Origin of the sequence: Streptomyces sp. (genome assembly GCF_031181555.1) — a bacterium.
Lineage (GTDB): Bacteria > Actinomycetota > Actinomycetes > Streptomycetales > Streptomycetaceae > Streptomyces > Streptomyces fimbriatus.
This window is the reverse complement of the sequence record NZ_JAPSKQ010000141.1, coordinates 1-17,402: the sequence shown is the minus strand read 5'-3', so window position 1 is coordinate 17,402 and position 17,402 is coordinate 1. Positions and strand designations below refer to the sequence as shown.

Genomic DNA, 17,402 nt, shown 5'->3' with positions numbered 1-17,402 from the left:
GATCCCGGCGGACTTCATCGGCTTCGCCGAGCCGGTCGCCGAGCTGAGCGGTGAACTCAAGGACCAGCACGACCTGTTGATGGCCAACTTCTTCGCCCAGACCCAGGCCCTCGCCTTCGGCAAGACCCCGGACGAGGTGCGCGGCGAAGGGGTGCCGGAGGAACTGGTGCCGCACAAGACGTTCAAGGGCAACCACCCCACGACCACGATCCTCGCGCGCGAGCTGACGCCGTCCGTGCTCGGTCAGCTCGTCGCCCTCTACGAGCACAAGGTGTTCGTGCAGGGCGCGGTCTGGAACATCGACTCCTTCGACCAGTGGGGCGTGGAGCTGGGCAAGGTGCTCGCCAAGCGCGTCGAGCCCGCCCTCACCGAGGGCGCCCGGGTGCCCGGCCTGGACGCCTCCACCCAGGCACTGGTCGCGGCCTACCGGGAGCTGCGCGGCCGGCAGTGAGCAGGGCGCGGGAAAGCGGGCGGCAGAGCGCCGTCCGCTTCCCGTAGAATCCCCGGCGATCATCACGGCGAACGCTCGGGGGAGCACGAAGTGGCACGTACGCACGGAAGTTGGACCGGGGGCACACTCACGATCCGGTCCCTGCTGAAGCCGCACCGGGTCGCGCGGGCGGTGTTCCATCCCGCGTGGATCCCCGAGTCGCTCGATCCGTCGATCGAGCGGCTCAAGCGTTTCCGGGTGATCGCCGGAGCGGTCGCGTCCCTCGGCGTCTACACCTTCATCGAGGGCGGTTTCGACGTCACGGAGCTGCTGGAGAACGCGCTGACCGCCTCCGCCGTCCTGCTGTTCCTCACCCCGCTGACGGTCGGCGTGATGCTGCTCGTCTGGCGGCGCACCGGCACCGTACGGCAGTTGCGGGTGCCGCTGCTCAACTCCCTCAAGCTGCTCCTGCTGTTCATCGGCTGCGTCGTCGCGCTCGTCCTGATGGTGCAGACGACGAACGCCTCGGGGAACCCACTGGTGGTCATCGGGGTGGGCCTGACGATGATGTGGGGGCTCGTCTTCGTGGTCCACGGGGCCGTTCGGGTCTCCGGCAACTTCTTCGGCACGGCCGCCGTGCACCGCTGTCTGCCGGCGCTGCTCGCCACGGTGACCAGCTGGCTGATGGCCGTCCCGGACCTCGTCACCGGGGACCTGCACGGGCTCAGCCTCACCATGGGCGTGGTCTTCATCCTGGGTGCCCCGGTGACGGTCACGGCCATCGCCCTGCTGGAGACGGGCCGGCTGAAGCGGCGCTACGGCGTCCGGCTGGGCACGCACCCGGCGAGCCTTCCGCCCCTGCCGGGCCCCGTCCCGCCGATGCCGCCGACGGGACTGCCGCACGTACCGCCGCAGGGGAACCCCTACGGCCATCCGCACCCGCCCGCGGGAGGCGGCAACCCCTACGCGCCGCCGCAGCCTCCCCGCGTGCCGGCTCCCGGCGCCGGGCCGCACCCCCACGCCCCGCAGCATCCCTACGCCCCGCAGCATCCCTACGGCCCCTACGGCGGCTGACCCGCGGGGAGCTCAGGCGACCGCGCTCAGCGTGTCCGCGAGGCGGCGGCGGGCCGCACGGGCGGCCGGGAGGGCGGCGAGAGCGGCGGCACCCAGTACGGCGGCCGCCCCGAGCAGCAGCAGGAGCACGGGAGAGGGCCCCTGGGCGATCCCGGCACCGATGCCGCTCGATCTGCCCTGGGCGTCGATCAGCCAGTGCGCCAGCGGCAGCCCCAGGGCCGTGGCGACGAGCACGGCCGCGAGGGCCGTACCGGCGGTGGCCGTGACCGTGATCGCGGTGATCTGCCGGGGGGAGAGCCCGATGGCCTTGAGCGCCAGCAGGTCCCGTTCGCCCTCGCGGACCGTGCCGCCGATCGCGGTCAGCAGCTCGATCAGCCCGATCAGGGCGAGGACCACGATCAGCCCGAGGACGACCGCCCGCAGGGGGGAGAGCCCGTCGGCCGGGTTGGTCACGGTGTGCACGTCGAGGTGGCCGCGCCCGGCCTCGGTCAGCCGGCCGGCCACCGCCTCCGGGTCGGTGCCGGGGGCCAGGCGGAGCTGGTGGAGGGTCGGCCCGAGGCCCGGGTCGTTGGCGCGCAGGGTGTCGAGCGAGGTGGAGATGACCCGGCCGGCGTTCTCCGGTTCGATGCTGCGGCCGACGATGTGCAGGATCTGCGGCCGGTCGCCGACGGTCACCCGCACCCAGTCACCGACCCGGACGTGCAGCAGGTCGAGCAGCCCCTGCCCGGCCACCGCCTCGTCCGGGCCGCGCGCGGGACGGCCCTCGGCCAGCGTGAACGGGTACGGCTCCCGGTGGGTGCCGAGACCGCGCAGGGCGATGGTGGCCGTCTGGCCGGGCACCAGGGCGGCCACCTCCACGCCCGGGTAGGCGGCGGCGACCCCGGGGTCGCGCTCCAGCAGGGCGCGGACCTCCCGTTCGCCCAGCCCGGCGTCGGCCCGGACGCTGAGCGCGGTCGGCAGTCCCATCCGCTCGGGAGCGCTGTGGAAGCGGTCGAGGGTGGTCCACGCGCTCATCGCCACCACGATCAGCAGCAGCGGCAGCGCCAGCCGGGCCACCGCGCCCAGGGACCGCGGGCGGCGCGTGAACGCCTTGTGCCAGCCGAGCACCAGCGCCGGCGGCACCCGTGATCCCAGCGCCCGCCGCGCCACGCCCGTCAGCCGGCCGGCCGGGGGAGCCGCCGGCCGCGGCACCGGCACCGGCGGCACCCGGCCCGCCCGCCAGGCGGCGAGCCCGGTGGTCGCGCCGATGAACAGCACCGCCCCCACCGGCACCGCGAACAGCGCCGCGGTGTGCCCGGGCAGCCCCTGCCACACGCCGACCGCGTCGCCGAGCCGCCCCGGTACCGCGCTGCCCAGGGCCTCGGTGAGCACCGCGGCGGCCACGGCGCCCAGCAGGGCGTAGACCAGGTGCTGGACCAGGAAGACGCGGACGACCTGGCCGGGCGTGAAGCCGATCGCCTTGAGGACGGAGATGTCCCGCAGATGCCCCCGGATCCGGGTGCCGATCGCCCCGTGCACGGCGAACCCGGCGGCGATCAGCGCGCCCAGACCGAACAGGCCCAGCACCTGGCCGAGCAGCCGGTTGTCGCCCTGGGCCTCGGCACGCGCCTGCTGCCAGGTGGCGACCTCGCCGATCGCCCCGGCGCCCAGCACGGTCACCGCCCGCTGCACGGCGTAGCCGGTGTCGCCGGGGTCGGTCAGCCTGAGCCCGATCACCTGCCCGCCCGGGTCCGGCACGGCCGACGGCAGGGCCCACACCAGGCCCGGCCGCTCACCGGGCCGGTAGCGCGGCTCGGCACTGTCGGCGACGCCGACGACGGTCAGTTTCCGCGCGGTGCCGGGCACGGTGAGGGTGTCACCGGGAGCCGCCAGCAGCGCGCCGGCGAGCCGGCTCTCCAGGACCACGCCGTCGGGGGCGGCCGGGTCCAGCCAGCGCCCGGAGGTGATCAGCGGGCGGCCCACGCCGGGGCGCTCGGCGGTGCCGCGCAGTTCGACGGCGGCGCGGCTGCCGCGCGAGGCGAGGGTGAGGGGGGCGGTGGGGTAGGGCCCGGCGACGGAGTCCACGCCGTCCAGGCCGGCCAGCTTCCCGGCGTCGGCGGAGGCGGTGGTGTGCAGCGTCACGTGCGCGCCGTGCGCCTGTGCGAAGACGCGCTGCCAGGGATTGGTCGCGTACCCGAACAGGGCCGTGGCCAGCAGCAGGGACGCGACGATGCCCGCGGTGGCGAGGACCAGGAACAGCGCCTCGCCGCGGTGCGTGCGCAGATCGGAGTGCGCCCAGCGCAGGGTCGCCCGCACCGGCCTCAGCCCCTCGGCGCGGGGCGGTCGTGGAACGTCAGGTCGGTCACGGCAGGTCAGTCCTTGAGCTCCAGCACACCCGATATCCCGGTCCGGCGCGGCGGTGGGCCGCCGTCGAGTTCCGCGTCGTCGGCGATCCGCCCGTCGAAGAAGCTGATCACCCGGTCCGCGGCGCTCGCCAGCCGGGCGTCGTGCGTGACCAGCAGGATCGTCTGACCGCGCTGGTGGAAGCGGGACAGCAGCCGCATCACCTCGCGGGTGCCCTTGCTGTCCAGGCTGCCCGCGGGCTCGTCGGCCAGCAGCAGCGGCGGATGGTTGACCAGCGCCCGGGCCAGCGCGACCCGCTGCTGCTCACCGCCGGACAGCTCGCCCGGCATGCTCCGCTCCTTGCCCGCGAGCCCCAGCTCGGCCAGCAGCGCCTCGCGTTCGGCGCGGGCCTTCCGCGGCGGCACCCCGGCGAGCAGGGCGGGCAGTTCCACGTTGTCGGCGACCGACAGGTCGGAGACGAGGTTGAAGAACTGGAAGACGATCCCGATCCGCCTGCGGCGCTCCACCGCCCACCGGGCCTCGCCGTAGCCGTCGGTGCACTCGCCGTCCAGCCAGATGCTGCCCGCGTCCGGCCGCTGCAGTCCGCCGAGCAGATGCAGCAGCGTCGACTTGCCCGCGCCGGACGGGCCGGTGATCGCGACGAACTCGCCGCGCGCCACGCACAGATCGACCCCGCGCACGGCGTGCGCCGGGGCGCCCTCGCCGTGGTGCGTCTTGACCAGGCCTTCGGCGCGCAGCACGGGAGCGGTGCTCTCGCTCACTCCAGCTCCTCCAGCTCTTCCTGGCACCGCTCCAGCCAGTCGAGGTCGGCCTGCAGGTGCAGCATCGCGCCCTCGATCAGCAGATGGGCGATGCGGTTGTCCCGGTCTTCGGCGGCGGCCAGCTTCGACAACTGCCGCATGGTGTTGAGGTACTGGCGCCGCTGCTTGTTGATCAGGGCGATCTGGTCGGCGAGACCGGTCCGCGGAGCCAGGGCCAGCTTCATGAAGAACTCGTCCCGCACCCGCGGCTCGTCCGCCGTCTCCTCGTACCAGGCGCGCAGCGCCTCCCGCCCGGCGTCGGTGAGGTGGTAGACCTTCTTGTTGGGCCGGCTCGACTGCTCGACGTCCTCGCCCTCGATCAGTCCCGATCTCTCGAGGCGGCCGAGGGTGACGTAGATCTGGCCGACGTTCGGCTGAGGGTACGCGGAGCCCAGCAGTTGCTCAAGGTCCTGCTTGAGCTCGTAGCCGTGGGCCGCGCCGCGCGCGAGCAGGGCCAGGAGGGGCAGCCGCACTCGTGCTCTCCTCCTCGCAACCTGGGTAATGTGCCGCAGGCCCTAGTATCGCCCATACCTAACAGGTATACATGGCCTCTGACTCCCGGACGAGGGTGCCCGGGTGCCGGTGTACAGGGAGGAACCTATGCGGTGGATCCGTGCCGCGGGTAGGGGCCTCCTTGTCCTGGTCGTGGTCCTGGCCGGTTACGTCGCCTCCGGCGCGCGGGCCGGCGAGGCCGACGCGGACGGTCGCGGCCCGCTCACCCTGGCCACCGCCGGCGACCTCACCGGCTATCTCGGCTCCGTCCTCGAGGGCTGGAACCGCACCCATCCCGAAGAGAGGGTCACCCTCGTCGAGCTGCCCGACTCGGCCGACGAGACCCGCGCGCAGATGATCACCGACCTGCGCGGCGCCGAGCGCGGCCGGTTCGACGTGCTCAACATCGACGTCAGCTGGACCTCGGAGTTCGCCGCCGCCGGCTGGATCCGCCCGCTGCCCCGCGACCGCTTCCCGCTCGGCACCTTCCTGCCCCGGGTCGTGAACACGGCGACCTACGACGGCCGGCTCTACGCCGTCCCGTACGTCACCAACGCCGGGCTGCTCCTGTACCGCAAGGACGTCCTCGCCGAGGAGGGCGTCCCGCCGCCGCGCACCTGGGCCGAGCTGGAGCGGGCCGCGAGGACCCTCGCCCCCAGGCACGGCCTCGACGGCTACGCGGGCCAGTTCCTGCCCTACGAGGGCCTGACCGTCAACGCGGCCGAGGCCGTCTACTCGGCCGGCGGCACCATCCTCGGCGACGAGGGCGAGCGCGTCACCGTGAACTCCCGGGCGGCCAGGGAGGGCATCGGCTTCCTGGCGCGCGGGGTCCGCGAGGGCTGGATCCCGAAGGAGGCGCTGACCTACAAGGAGGAGGAGTCCAAGCAGGCCTTCCAGGACGGCCGGCTGCTCTTCCTGCGCAACTGGCCCTACGCCTACGTCGCCGCCACCGCCCCGGGCTCGAAGGTCGCCGGCCGGGTCGGCGCCGTACCGCTGCCCGGACCGGACGGCCCGGGAACCAGCGTCCTCGGCGGCTCCAACCTGGCCGTCAGCAGCCATGCCCGGCACCCCGACTCCGCCGCGCGCCTGATCGCGTACCTCACCAGCGAACGCGTCCAGCGCCAGGTCCTCACGCGCGGCGCGCTGCCGCCGGTGCGGGCCGCGCTGTACGACGATCCCGGACTGGTCCGGCGGTTCCCGTACCTGCCGACCCTGCGCGAGAGCGTGCTCGCCGCCGCCCCGCGCCCCAAGAGCCCGCACTACGACCAGGTGAGCCTGGTCGTGCAGGCCGTCGTGCACGACGCGATGACCGGACGGCAGACGCCCGAGGCCGCGGTGCGACGACTGGCGCGCGAACTCGCCGCCGTCTCCTCTCGGTAGCCCTCGCAGAGATCTCCCTAGTTACCTGTTAAGTAACGCGGACGTCTCATCTCTGCCTGGAGTGACCCGATAAGGGTGCATTTATCCGAGTCAACTCCCGGGTAGGTTGCGTACGTTCGTTGACACCCTCGCGACACGCCTACTTAACATGCATGCATAACCGTCAGCCCGGTTCCCTGGGGTCCCGGGCCTCCGCACGCACAGACAGGTCGACGGGGTGAGTCTCAAGCGCATCGACACCCACCGCTGGTGGCGCGACGCAGTGATCTACCAGGTGTACGTCCGCAGCTTCCTGGACAGCACCGGTGACGGCATCGGCGATCTCGCCGGGGTCAGGGCGGGCCTGCCGTACCTGAAGAAGCTCGGCGTGGACGGGATCTGGCTGAGCCCCTTCTACCCCTCGCCGCAGCACGACCACGGTTACGACGTGGCCGACTACTGCGACGTCGACCCGGTCTTCGGCGACCTCACCGAGTTCGACCTGCTGGTGGGTGCCGCCCGGCGGCTCGGCATCAAGGTGCTGCTGGACATCGTCCCCAACCACTGCTCCAGCGAGCACCCCTGGTTCCGCGCGGCGCTCGCCGCGCCGCCCGGCAGCCCGGAGCGCGCCCGCTTCCACTTCGCCGACGGCCGCGGACCGGGCGGCGCCGAGCCGCCCAACAACTGGCACGCCATGTTCGGCGGCCCCGCCTGGACCCGCGTCACCGAGCCGGACGGCCGGCCCGGCCAGTGGTACCTGCACATGTTCACGCCCGAGCAGCCGGACTGGAACTGGCGCGACCCGGAGGTCGCCGCCCACTTCGACCACGTCCTGCGGTTCTGGCTGGACCGGGGCGTCGACGGCTTCCGCATCGATGTCGCCGCCGGTCTGTTCAAGCACCCGGAGCTGCCCGACTCGCCCGACCCGGAGGCCGACGCCCGCACCCGCGACTCGGTCAACCCGCTCGCCTGGAACCAGCCCGAGGTGCACGAGGTGTGGCGGCACTGGCGCGCGGTGTGCGAGGAGTACACCGCCCGCGACGGGCGCGAACGCCTCCTGGTCGGCGAGGTCTCCGTGCCGACCGCCCGCGAGCACGCGAAGTACGTCCGCCCCGACGAGCTGCACCAGGCCTTCTTCTTCGACCTGCTCGGCGCCCCCTGGGACGCCGACGCCTTCCGCAAGGTCATCTCCGAGGCCATGCAGGACATAGCCGGCACGGGCTCGACCGTCACCTGGGTCCTCAACAACCACGACCAGGTCCGCACCGTCACCCGCTACGGCGAGCCCACCCCCCAGGGCAGCGGGCTCGGCGCCGCCCGCGCCCGCGCCGCCGCGCTGCTGATGCTGGCACTGCCCGGCGCCGCCTACATCTACCAGGGCGAGGAACTGGGCCTGCCCGAGGTCGTCGACCTGCCCGACGACGTGCTCACCGACCCGATCTTCCGCCGCACCGGCAGCCGCGCCCGGATCCGCGACGGCTGCCGGGTGCCGCTGCCCTGGTCCGGACAGGCCTCCCCGTTCGGCTTCACCTCGGGTGCCGAGGGCGCCCGGCCCTGGCTGCCGCAGCCGGAGTGGTTCGCCGAGCACGCCACCGACCGCGCGCTGGCCGACACCCGCTCCTTCTGGCACCTGTACCGCGACGGCCTGCAACTGCGCGCCGCCCTGCCCCAGCTGGGCGAGGGCACGCTGCGCTGGCTGGACACCCAGCCCGGCGTGCTGGCCTTCGTCCGCGGCGACGACCTCGTGTGCGCCGTCAACTTCGGCACCGCCCCCGTACCCGCCCCGGTCCCCGGCACCCCGCTGCTCGCCAGCGGCCCGTGCCCGCCCGGGGTGCTCCCCGGCTCCACCGCCGCCTGGTGGATCAGCGGCTCCTGAACCTCCGCCCACTCCCGTACCCCGAAGGGACATCAACGATGATGCGACGACGTACCACCCTGCTCACCGGATGCACCGCCCTCGTCCTCGCCGTCGGCGCGACCGCCTGCGGCAGCGGCGACCCCGTCACGGCCGGCGGCGGCGACCAGGCGCTCAGCGGCCAGACCGTCACCGTCGCCGGTGTCTGGTCCGGCAGCGAGCAGAAGAACTTCCAGAAGGTGCTGGACGCCTTCACCGAGAAGACCGGCGCCAAGACGCAGTTCGTGTCCACCGGCGACAACGTCTCCACCGTCGTCGGCAGCAAGATCGAGGGCGGCAACGCCCCCGACGTCGTGATGGTCCCGCAGGTCGGCGTGCTCAAGCAGTTCGCCGAGAAGGGCTGGCTCAAGCCGCTGGACAAGAAGGTCCGGTCCACCGTGGGCACCAACTTCGCCCAGGTGTGGCAGGACTACGGCAGCGTCGACGGCACCCTGTACGGCCTGTACTTCAAGGCCGCCCACAAGTCGACCGTCTGGTACAGCCCCGAGGCCCTCGAACAGGCCGGCGTCACCCCGCCGAAGACGTACGACGCGATGCTGAAGGACGGGCGGACGATCTCCGACTCCGGTCTCGCCGCCTTCTCCGTCGCCGGACAGGACGGCTGGACGCTCACCGACTGGTTCGAGAACGTCTACCTCTCCCAGGCCGGACCCGAGAAGTACGACGCCCTCGCCGCGCACGAGATCAAGTGGACCGACCCGACGGTGGTCGAGGCGCTCACCACGCTCGGCAAGCTCTTCAAGGACGAGCAGCTCGTCGCGGGCGGCCGGAAGGAGGCACTCAACACCGACTTCCCCGGCTCGGTGGAGAAGGTCTTCGGGCCCAAGGCCGAGGCCGCCATGGTCTACGAGGGCGACTTCGTCGCGGGCGTCGCCAAGGACCAGTTCGGGAAGACCATCGGCACCGACGCGAACTTCTTCCCCTTCCCGCCGGTCGGCTCCGGCAAGGCGCCCGTGGTCAGCGGCGGCGACGCGGCCGTGGTGCTCAAGGACGGCAAGAACGCCAAGGCCGGCATGGCGCTCCTGGAGTACCTGGCCACCCCCGAGGCCGCCGCCGTGTGGGCCGAGGCGGGCGGCTTCCTCTCCCCGAACAAGGAGCTCGACCTCGCCTCCTACGGCGACGACGTCACCCGGGCCACCGCCGAGTCCCTGATCGCGGCCGGCGACTCGGTCCGCTTCGACATGTCCGACCAGGCCCCGGCCGCCTTCGGCGGCACCAAGGGCGCCGGCGAGTGGAAGATCCTCCAGGACTTCCTGCGCGACCCGTCCGACCCCGAGAAGACCGCGGCCGAGCTCGAGGACGCCGCGGCCAAGGCGTACGGGAACTGACGGCCATGACCGCCACACTGGTGAAAGAGGCGAGCCCCCCGGCGCCCGCGCAACCCGACGGCGCGCGCGGCCGGCGCCTGCGCCGCCGGGGGCGGGTCATCGCCCTGCTGTTCGTGCTCCCCGCGCTGCTCCTGCTGGGCGCGCTGGTGGTGTACCCCGTGCTGTTCTCCGTGGGCCGCAGCCTCTTCGACGCCTCCGGGAACGAGTTCGTGGGCGGCGAGAACTACGCCGAGATGTTCCGCGACCCGACCACCCTCAAGGCCATCCGGAACACCGCGATCTGGGTCGTCGTCGCCCCCACCCTGCTCACCGGCCTGGGACTGATCCTCGCGGTGCTGGTGGAGAAGGTCCGCTGGGCCACCGCCTTCAAGCTGCTGCTGTTCATGCCGATGGCGGTGTCCTTCCTGGCCGCCGGGATCATCTTCCGGCTCGCCTACGACCAGGACCCGGACAAGGGCGTCCTGAACGCCGCCGCGGTCACCGTCCACGACGCCTTCAAGGGCACCTCCTCCTACCCGGCCGCCCGCGCCCGGGACGGCGCGGGCCTGACCAAGGAGGCGGACGGCTCGTACGTCACCGGCGCGGGCGTCTCACCCGGCGGCACGGCGGCGCTGGGCCTGGTCGGCGTCGCCCCCAAGGACCTGCCGGGCGACGCCGAACCCGCCCACGCGGCGGCCTCGCGCACGGCCGGCGCCGACGAGGTGCGCGGCGTCGTGTACCTCGACTTCACCCCCGGCGGAGGAGGGGAGCCGGGGGTGGTCGACCGGCGGGAGAGCGGACTGCCCGGCATGAAGGTCGAGGCGGTCCGCGACGGGAGGACGGTCGCGAGCACGACGACCGCGGCCGACGGCTCGTTCCGCTTCACCGGCCTGGAGAGCGGCTCGTACGCGGTGAGGCTGCCCGCCGCCAACTTCGCGCCGCCCTACGAGGGCATCTCCTGGCTCGGACCGGCCCTCGTCACACCGGCGATCATCGGCGCGTACCTGTGGATCTGGACCGGCTTCGCGATGGTGCTGATCGGGGCCGGCCTGTCCACCCTGCCCCGGGACGCGCTGGAGGCGGCGCGGATGGACGGCGCCAACGAGTGGCAGATCTTCCGCCGCATCACGGTCCCGCTGCTCGCGCCCGTCCTCACCGTCGTCTTCGTGACCCTGGTGATCAACGTGATGAAGGTCTTCGACCTCGTCTACATCATCGCGCCCGGGCCCGTTCAGGAGGACGCGACCGTGCTCGCGACGCAGATGTGGCTGGTGTCGTTCGGCGGCGGCAACAACCAGGGGCTCGGCAGCGCGCTCGGTGTGCTGCTCCTGCTCCTGGTCATCCCGGCCATGGTCTTCAACGTCCGCCGTTTCCGAAGGAGTCAGCGATGAACGCGGTCCGGCGCGGCCTGAGCAGCGCGGTGGTGCAGGCCTTCCTGGTCGTGATCGGCCTGGTCTGGATGACCCCGCTGGCCGGTCTGTTCCTGTCCTCGCTGCGGTCCGCCGAGGACACCGCCGAGGGCGGCTGGTGGACCGTGTTCACCAGCCCCGGGCAGCTGTCCTTCGACAACTACGCGGCACTGCTGGAGAACACGGGTATCACCCAGGCGTTCTGGAACACCGTGCTGATCTCGGTGCCGACGACCGTCCTGGTCGTGGTCGTCGCGGCACTCGCCGGATACGCCTTCGCCTGGCTGGACTTCCCCGGACGCGAGCCGATCTTCCTCGTCGTGGTCGCGCTGCTGGTCGTCCCCGTCCAGATCGGCCTGCTGCCGGTGGCCAAACTCTTCGGCCAGCTGGGCCTGTTCGGCACCATCCCCGGTGTCGTGCTGTTCCACGTGGCGTACGGGCTGCCGTTCGCGGTGTTCCTGCTGCGGAACTACTTCGCCGAGATGCCCAAGGAGATGCTGGAGGCCGCCCGGATGGACGGGGGCAGCGAATGGCGCATCTTCACCCGGCTCGTCCTTCCCGTCGGCCGCCCGGCGATCGCCAGCCTCGCCATCTTCCAGTTCCTGTGGGTCTGGAACGACATGCTGGTCGCCCTGCTCTTCGCCGACAGCTCCTCCCAGCCGCTGACGGTTCAGCTCCAGTCGCAGATCCGGCAGTTCGGCAGCAACATCGACGTCCTGGCGCCGGGTGCGTTCCTGTCGCTGGTGGTGCCGGTGATCGTGTTCTTCGCCTTCCAGCGGCACTTCGTGCAGGGGGTGATGGCGGGCTCGGTGAAGTGACGCCCGCACACGCACGGACCCCCGCCTCCTGACGAGGCGGGGGTCCGTGCGTGTCATGCGTGCGTCACGCCGACGCCGGCGGATACAGCGACCGCGGCAACTGGGACGCCGCCGCCGCGTCCAGCAGCCACAGGGTGCGGGCACGGCCGTACGCGCCCGCCGCCGGGGCCTGGATCTCGCCCGCGCCCGACAGGGCGATCGCCGCCGCCTCGGCCTTGTCCTCACCGGCCGCCAGCAGCCACACCTCGCGGGCCGCGCGGATCGCCGGGAGGGTGAGGGTCACCCGGGTCGGCGGGGGCTTGGGCGCGCCGTGCACGCCGACCACCGTGCGCTCCGTCTCCCGGACGGCCGGGAGCTCCGGGAAGAGGGAGGCCACGTGCGTGTCCGGGCCGACGCCCAGCATCAGGACGTCGAACGTCGGGACGGGCCCGCCCGCGGCGGCAGCCGCTGATCTCATGGTCTCCGGACCGGCCGCACGGGCCAGCTCCTCCGCGTAGGCGGCCGCCGCCGCGTCCACGTCGCCGCCGTGCGGCCCGTCGGACGCGGGCATGGCGTGCACGCGCTCCGGGTCCAGCGGCACCGCGTCGAGCAGCGCCTGGCGGGCCTGGGTGACATTGCGCTCCGGGTCGCCCTCCGGCAGGAACCGCTCGTCGCCCCACCACAGGTCGAGCCGGCCCCAGTCGATCGCGTCCCGCGCCGGGGTCGCCGCCAGCGCGGCCAGCAGGCCGTTGCCGTTGCGGCCACCGGTCAGGACGACGGAGGCCGAGCCCCGCGACACCTGGGCGTCCACGATCCTCGTGATCAGCCGGGCCGCCGCGGCCTGGGCCATCAGCTCCTTGTCGCGGTGCACGACGAGCTGCGGTGCCGTGGTCACTTCGCCGCCGCCCTCTTCACCGGGGCCTGCGCCGTCGCCCGGTCCGCGGGACCTTTCGCAACCGACTCGACGGGCGCGGGGACCGCCTCGCGCTCCGGTTCTCCTTTGGCCGGCGGCTCGCCCGACGGCTCTCCCGGCCCGTCCGACGACGTGTCCGACCGCTTCAGCCGCTCCACGCCGTACCGCAGCGCCGACGCGTAGGTGTCGTCCGGGTCCAGGCGCCGCAGCTCCTCCGCGATCAGCTCCGCCGTGTCCCGGCGCTTGAGCGCCACCGCACGCTTGGGCTGACCCTGGATGGACAGCGTGGCCAGCGAACCGTCGGCCCGGTCCAGCACGATCGGGCCGCAGTCGGTGTCCAGGCGGACCGCCGTGAGCCCCGGGCCGCTCGACAGCGAGCGCTTCACGGGGACGTCCAGCCGGTCCGCGAGCCACATCGCCAGCAGCTCGCAGCTCGGGTTGAACTCCTCGCCCTCCACCTCGACGCCGACCACCTCGCAGGCGACCTGGTCCAGGGCCGCGGCCAGCATCGAACGCCACGGCGTGATGCGGGTCCAGGACAGGTCCGTGTCACCCGGGGTGTACGCGTCGGCGCGGGCCGTGAGCTCCCGGATCGGGTCCTCGCAGGCGTAGGTGTCGGTCACCCGGCGCTGGGCCAGCGCGCCCAGCGGATCCTTCGCCGGATCCAGCGGTGCGTTGACCGGCCACCAGACCACCACCGGGGCGTCCGGCAGCAGCAGCGGCAGCACCACCGACTGGGCGTGGTCGACGACCTCGCCGTACAGCCGCAGCACCACCGTCTCGCCGGTGCCCGCGTCCGCGCCCACCCGCACCTCGGCGTCGAGGCGGGACTGGGTGCGGTCGCGGGGCGAGCGGGAGACGCGCTTGATCACCACGAGCGTGCGCGAGGGATGCTCGTGCGAGGCGTCGTCCGCCGCCTTCAGCGCGTCGTAGGCGTTCTCCTCGTCCGTCACGATGACCAGCGTCAGGACCATGCCGACGGCCGGGGTGCCGATGGCCCGGCGGCCCTGCACCAGCGCCTTGTTGATCCTGCTGGCCGTGGTGTCCGTGAGGTCTATCTTCATGGCCGGCGCCAGCTCCGTCCGTCTCGCTCGAGCATTTCGTCCGCCTCGACGGGTCCCCACGTGCCGGCCGGGTACCGGGCCGGCTTGCCGTTGCCGTCCCAGTACTCCTCGATCGGGTCGAGGATCTTCCAGGACAGCTCGACCTCCTCCGTGCGCGGGAAGAGGTTGGAGTCGCCGAGCAGGACGTCGAGGATGAGCCGTTCGTACGCCTCCGGGCTGGACTCGGTGAACGACTCGCCGTAGGCGAAGTCCATCGACACGTCCCGGATCTCCATCGACGTGCCCGGCACCTTGGAGCCGAACCGCACCGTGACGCCCTCGTCCGGCTGGACGCGGATCACGATGGCGTTGGAGCCCAGTTCCTCGGTGGCGGTGCTGTCGAAGGGGGAGTGCGGGGCCCGCTGGAAGACCACCGCGATCTCGGTGACCCGGCGGCCCAGCCGCTTGCCGGTGCGCAGGTAGAAGGGGACGCCCGCCCAGCGGCGGTTGTCGATGCCCAGCTTGATCGCCGCGTAGGTGTCGGTCTTCGAGGAGGGGTCGATGCCCTCCTCCTCCAGGTAGCCGATGACCTTCGCGCCGCCCTGCCAGCCGGCCGTGTACTGCGCGCGCACGGTGTCCCGGCCCAGGTCCTTCGGCAGCCGGACGGCGCCGAGCACCTTGGTCTTCTCCGCGGCCAGCGCGTCCGCGTCGAAGGAGGCGGGCTCCTCCATCGCGGTGAGCGCGAGCAGCTGGAGGAGGTGGTTCTGGATGACGTCGCGGGCGGCGCCGATGCCGTCGTAGTAGCCGGCCCGGCCGCCGATGCCGATGTCCTCGGCCATGGTGATCTGCACGTGGTCCACGTAGGACCGGTTCCAGATCGGCTCGAACAGCTGGTTGGCGAAGCGCAGCGCCAGGATGTTCTGGACGGTCTCCTTGCCCAGGTAGTGGTCGATGCGGAAGACCTGGTCCGGGGCGAAGACCTCGTGGACGATCGCGTTCAGCTCCTCGGCCGACCTCAGGTCGTGGCCGAACGGCTTCTCGATGACCGCGCGCCGCCAGGAGCCGTCCTTCTGGTCGGCCAGTCCGTGCTTCTTCAGCTGCTGGATGACCACCGGGAAGGAACGCGGCGGCACCGAGAGGTAGAAGGCGAAGTTGCCGCCCGTGCCCTGCGCCTTGTCGAGCTCCTCGATCGTGGCGCGCAGCCGCTCGAAGGACTCGTCGTCGTCGAAGGTGCCCTGGACGAACCGCATGCCCTGGATGAGCTGCTGCCAGACCTCCTCGCGGAAGGGGGTGCGGGCGTGCTCCTTGACCGCGTCGTGGACCTCCTGGGCGAAGTCCTCGTTCGCCCACTCGCGGCGGGCGAAGCCGACCAGCGAGAAGCCCGGCGGCAGCAGGCCCCGGTTGGCGAGGTCGTACACGGCCGGCATGAGCTTCTTGCGCGACAGGTCGCCCGTCACGCCGAAGATGACCAGGCCCGACGGCCCCGCGATGCGCGGGAGCCGTCGGTCTGCGGGGTCACGCAGCGGGTTGCTGCTGGACAACGTGTCAGCCCTCCGCGGGGGCGAGACGCTGCAGCTCCGCCTCGGTCGACTTCAGAAGGTCGTTCCAGGACGCCTCGAACTTCTCGACGCCCTCGTCCTCCAGGAGCTGCACCACGTCGTCGTACTTGATGCCGAGCTTCTCCACCGCGTCGAGGTCGGCGCGGGCCTGCTCGTAGGTCCCGGCGACGGTGTTGCCGGTGATCTCGCCGTGGTCCTCGGTGGCCAGCAGGGTGGCCTCCGGCATGGTGTTGACCGTGTTGGGGGCGACCAGCTCGGTGACGTACATGGTGTCCTTGTACGCCTTGTCCTTCACACCGGTGGAGGCCCACAGCGGACGCTGCTTGTTGGCGCCCTCGCGCTCCAGCGCGCTCCAGCGGTCCGAGGAGAAGACCTCCTCGTACGCCTGGTAGGCCAGGCGCGCGTTGGCGACGGCGGCCCTGCCGCGCAGCGCCTTGGCCTCGTCGGTGCCGAGCGCGTCGATCCGCTTGTCGATCTCGGTGTCCACGCGGGAGACGAAGAAGGACGCCACGGAGTGGATCTTCGACAGGTCCAGGCCGCGCTCCCTGGCCTTCTCCAGGCCGGTGAGGAACGCGTCCATGACCTTGCGGTAGCGCTCCAGGGAGAAGATCAGCGTCACGTTGACGCTGATGCCCAGGCCGATGGTCTCGGCGATGGCCGGGATGCCGGCCTCGGTCGCCGGGATCTTGATGAGGGTGTTGGGCCGGTCCACCAGCCAGGCCAGCTGCTTGGCCTCGGCGACCGTCGCCTTGGTGTCGTGGGCCAGACGCGGGTCGACCTCGATCGAGACCCGGCCGTCCCGGCCGTCGGTGGCGTCGAAGACCGGGCGCAGGATGTCGGCGGCGTCGCGGACGTCCGCCGTGGTGATCATCCGGATGGCCTCTTCGACCGTGACCTTGCGGGCGGCGAGGTCGGAGAGCTGCTGGTCGTAGCCGTGGCCCTCGGAGATCGCCTTCTGGAAGATCGTCGGGTTGGTGGTGACGCCCACGACGTGCTGCTGGTCGATCAGCTCGGCGAGGTTGCCGGACGTGATCCGCTGGCGCGACAGGTCGTCCAGCCAGATCGCGACGCCCTCCTCGGAGAGGCGCTTGAGTGCGTCTGTCATGGAAATTCCATCTCCTACGTGTCGTATACGAGCGTCAGCGCTGGGCCGCGGCGATCGATTCCCGGGCGACGGCGGCCACGTTCTCGGCGGTGAAGCCGAACTCCTTGAACAGCACCTTGCCGTCCGCCGACGCGCCGAAGTGCTCCAGGGACACGATGCGGCCGGCGTCCCCCACGTACTTGTGCCAGGTGAGACCGATGCCGGCCTCGACCGCCACGCGAGCCTTCACGGACGGCGGCAGGACGCTGTCCCGGTACCCCTGGTCCTGCTCCTCGAACCACTCCACCGACGGCATGGACACCACGCGCGTCGGCACACCGTCGGCCTGGAGCCGCTCGCGCGCCTCGACGGCGACGTGCACCTCGGAACCGGTCGCGATCAGGATGACCTGGGGTTCACCGCCGTCGGCCTCGAACATGACGTAGCCGCCGCGCGCCGCGCCCTCGTTCGGCTCGTACGTCGGCACGCCCTGGCGGGTGAGGGCCAGACCGTGCGGGGTGCCCTTGCCGAACTCCTTCGTCCAGCGCTTGAGGATCTCGCGCCAGGCGATCGCGGTCTCGTTCGCGTCCGCCGGGCGGACGACGTTCAGGCCCGGGATCGCGCGCAGCGAGGCCAGGTGCTCGACCGGCTGGTGGGTCGGGCCGTCCTCGCCCAGACCGATGGAGTCGTGCGTCCACACGTACGTCACCGGCAGGTGCATCAGCGCCGACAGCCGCACCGCGTTGCGCATGTAGTCGGAGAACACCAGGAAGGTGCCGCCGTAGATCCGGGTGTTGCCGTGCAGCGCGATGCCGTTCATCTCCGCGGCCATGGCGTGCTCGCGGATGCCGAAGTGGATCGTGCGGCCGTACGGGTC

General features: G+C 72.3%; 14 protein-coding genes and 1 pseudogene. 7 read left to right on the top strand and 8 right to left on the bottom strand.

Annotated elements, in window-relative coordinates; genetic code table 11:
* Both RIM90_RS24050 and RIM90_RS24045 read left to right on the top strand, forming a co-directional pair.
* A pseudogene (locus RIM90_RS24050) lies at positions 1-451 on the top strand (glucose-6-phosphate isomerase); the annotation flags it as partial.
* 90 nt (positions 452-541) lie between these two features.
* Positions 542-1,504, top strand: a complete 963-nt coding sequence (locus RIM90_RS24045) for a hypothetical protein (RefSeq protein ID WP_309062839.1) — start codon at positions 542-544, stop codon at positions 1,502-1,504.
* Positions 1,505-1,516: 12 nt separating this feature from the next.
* Here RIM90_RS24045 and RIM90_RS24040 read toward each other — a convergent pair whose 3' ends face one another.
* Genes RIM90_RS24040 through RIM90_RS24030 form a run of 3 tightly spaced genes read right to left on the bottom strand, consistent with a single transcriptional unit; the run spans position 1,517 to position 5,120 of the window.
* Entirely contained in the window at positions 1,517-3,799 is a 2,283-nt protein-coding gene (locus RIM90_RS24040) for an FtsX-like permease family protein (RefSeq protein ID WP_309062838.1), read from the bottom strand.
* Between the two features lie 56 nt (positions 3,800-3,855).
* Positions 3,856-4,608 (bottom strand): ABC transporter ATP-binding protein, encoded by a 753-nt coding sequence (locus tag RIM90_RS24035; protein WP_309062837.1) that lies wholly within the window; start codon positions 4,606-4,608, stop codon positions 3,856-3,858.
* Entirely contained in the window at positions 4,605-5,120 is a 516-nt protein-coding gene (locus RIM90_RS24030) for a PadR family transcriptional regulator (RefSeq protein WP_309062836.1), read from the bottom strand. Before RIM90_RS24030 ends, RIM90_RS24035 begins: the two co-directional genes overlap by 4 nt.
* Positions 5,121-5,247: 127 nt before the next feature.
* Here RIM90_RS24030 and RIM90_RS24025 point away from each other — a divergent pair, with 127 nt between their 5' ends.
* The 5 genes from RIM90_RS24025 to RIM90_RS24005 all read left to right on the top strand — a co-directional run bounded on the left by RIM90_RS24025 (position 5,248) and on the right by RIM90_RS24005 (position 11,947).
* Positions 5,248-6,519 (top strand): ABC transporter substrate-binding protein, encoded by a 1,272-nt coding sequence (locus RIM90_RS24025; RefSeq protein ID WP_309062835.1) that lies wholly within the window; start codon positions 5,248-5,250, stop codon positions 6,517-6,519.
* Between the two features lie 232 nt (positions 6,520-6,751).
* Positions 6,752-8,374, top strand: coding sequence for a glycoside hydrolase family 13 protein (locus RIM90_RS24020; RefSeq protein WP_309062840.1), 1,623 nt, complete (start codon positions 6,752-6,754; stop codon positions 8,372-8,374).
* 38 nt (positions 8,375-8,412) lie between these two features.
* Complete coding sequence (locus RIM90_RS24015; protein WP_309062834.1) at positions 8,413-9,741, top strand: ABC transporter substrate-binding protein; 1,329 nt, start codon at positions 8,413-8,415, stop codon at positions 9,739-9,741.
* Positions 9,742-9,746: 5 nt separating this feature from the next.
* Positions 9,747-11,111, top strand: a complete 1,365-nt coding sequence (locus RIM90_RS24010) for an ABC transporter permease subunit (protein ID WP_309062833.1) — start codon at positions 9,747-9,749, stop codon at positions 11,109-11,111.
* A complete protein-coding gene (locus RIM90_RS24005) occupies positions 11,108-11,947 on the top strand; it encodes a carbohydrate ABC transporter permease (protein ID WP_309062832.1) in 840 nt (279 codons plus the stop codon). The genes RIM90_RS24010 and RIM90_RS24005 overlap by 4 nt, the downstream gene beginning before the upstream one ends.
* A 64-nt stretch (positions 11,948-12,011) precedes the next feature.
* Here the strand turns inward: RIM90_RS24005 and pgl are convergent, their stop codons facing one another.
* The 5 genes from pgl to RIM90_RS23980 all read right to left on the bottom strand — a co-directional run.
* Positions 12,012-12,821 (bottom strand): 6-phosphogluconolactonase, encoded by an 810-nt coding sequence (pgl, locus tag RIM90_RS24000; protein WP_309062831.1) that lies wholly within the window; start codon positions 12,819-12,821, stop codon positions 12,012-12,014.
* Positions 12,818-13,903, bottom strand: a complete 1,086-nt coding sequence (gene opcA / locus RIM90_RS23995) for a glucose-6-phosphate dehydrogenase assembly protein OpcA (protein WP_309062830.1) — start codon at positions 13,901-13,903, stop codon at positions 12,818-12,820. The genes pgl and opcA overlap by 4 nt, the downstream gene beginning before the upstream one ends.
* Positions 13,900-15,423, bottom strand: coding sequence for a glucose-6-phosphate dehydrogenase (gene zwf, locus RIM90_RS23990; protein ID WP_309062829.1), 1,524 nt, complete (start codon positions 15,421-15,423; stop codon positions 13,900-13,902). Before zwf ends, opcA begins: the two co-directional genes overlap by 4 nt.
* A 4-nt stretch (positions 15,424-15,427) precedes the next feature.
* The gene (tal, locus tag RIM90_RS23985; protein ID WP_309062828.1) at positions 15,428-16,546 is read right to left on the bottom strand and encodes a transaldolase; all 1,119 of its coding nucleotides are present in this window, start codon (positions 16,544-16,546) and stop codon (positions 15,428-15,430) included.
* A 34-nt stretch (positions 16,547-16,580) separates the two neighbouring features.
* On the bottom strand, positions 16,581-17,402 hold an 822-nt coding region (locus RIM90_RS23980; protein ID WP_309062827.1), incomplete at its 5' end, for a transketolase C-terminal domain-containing protein.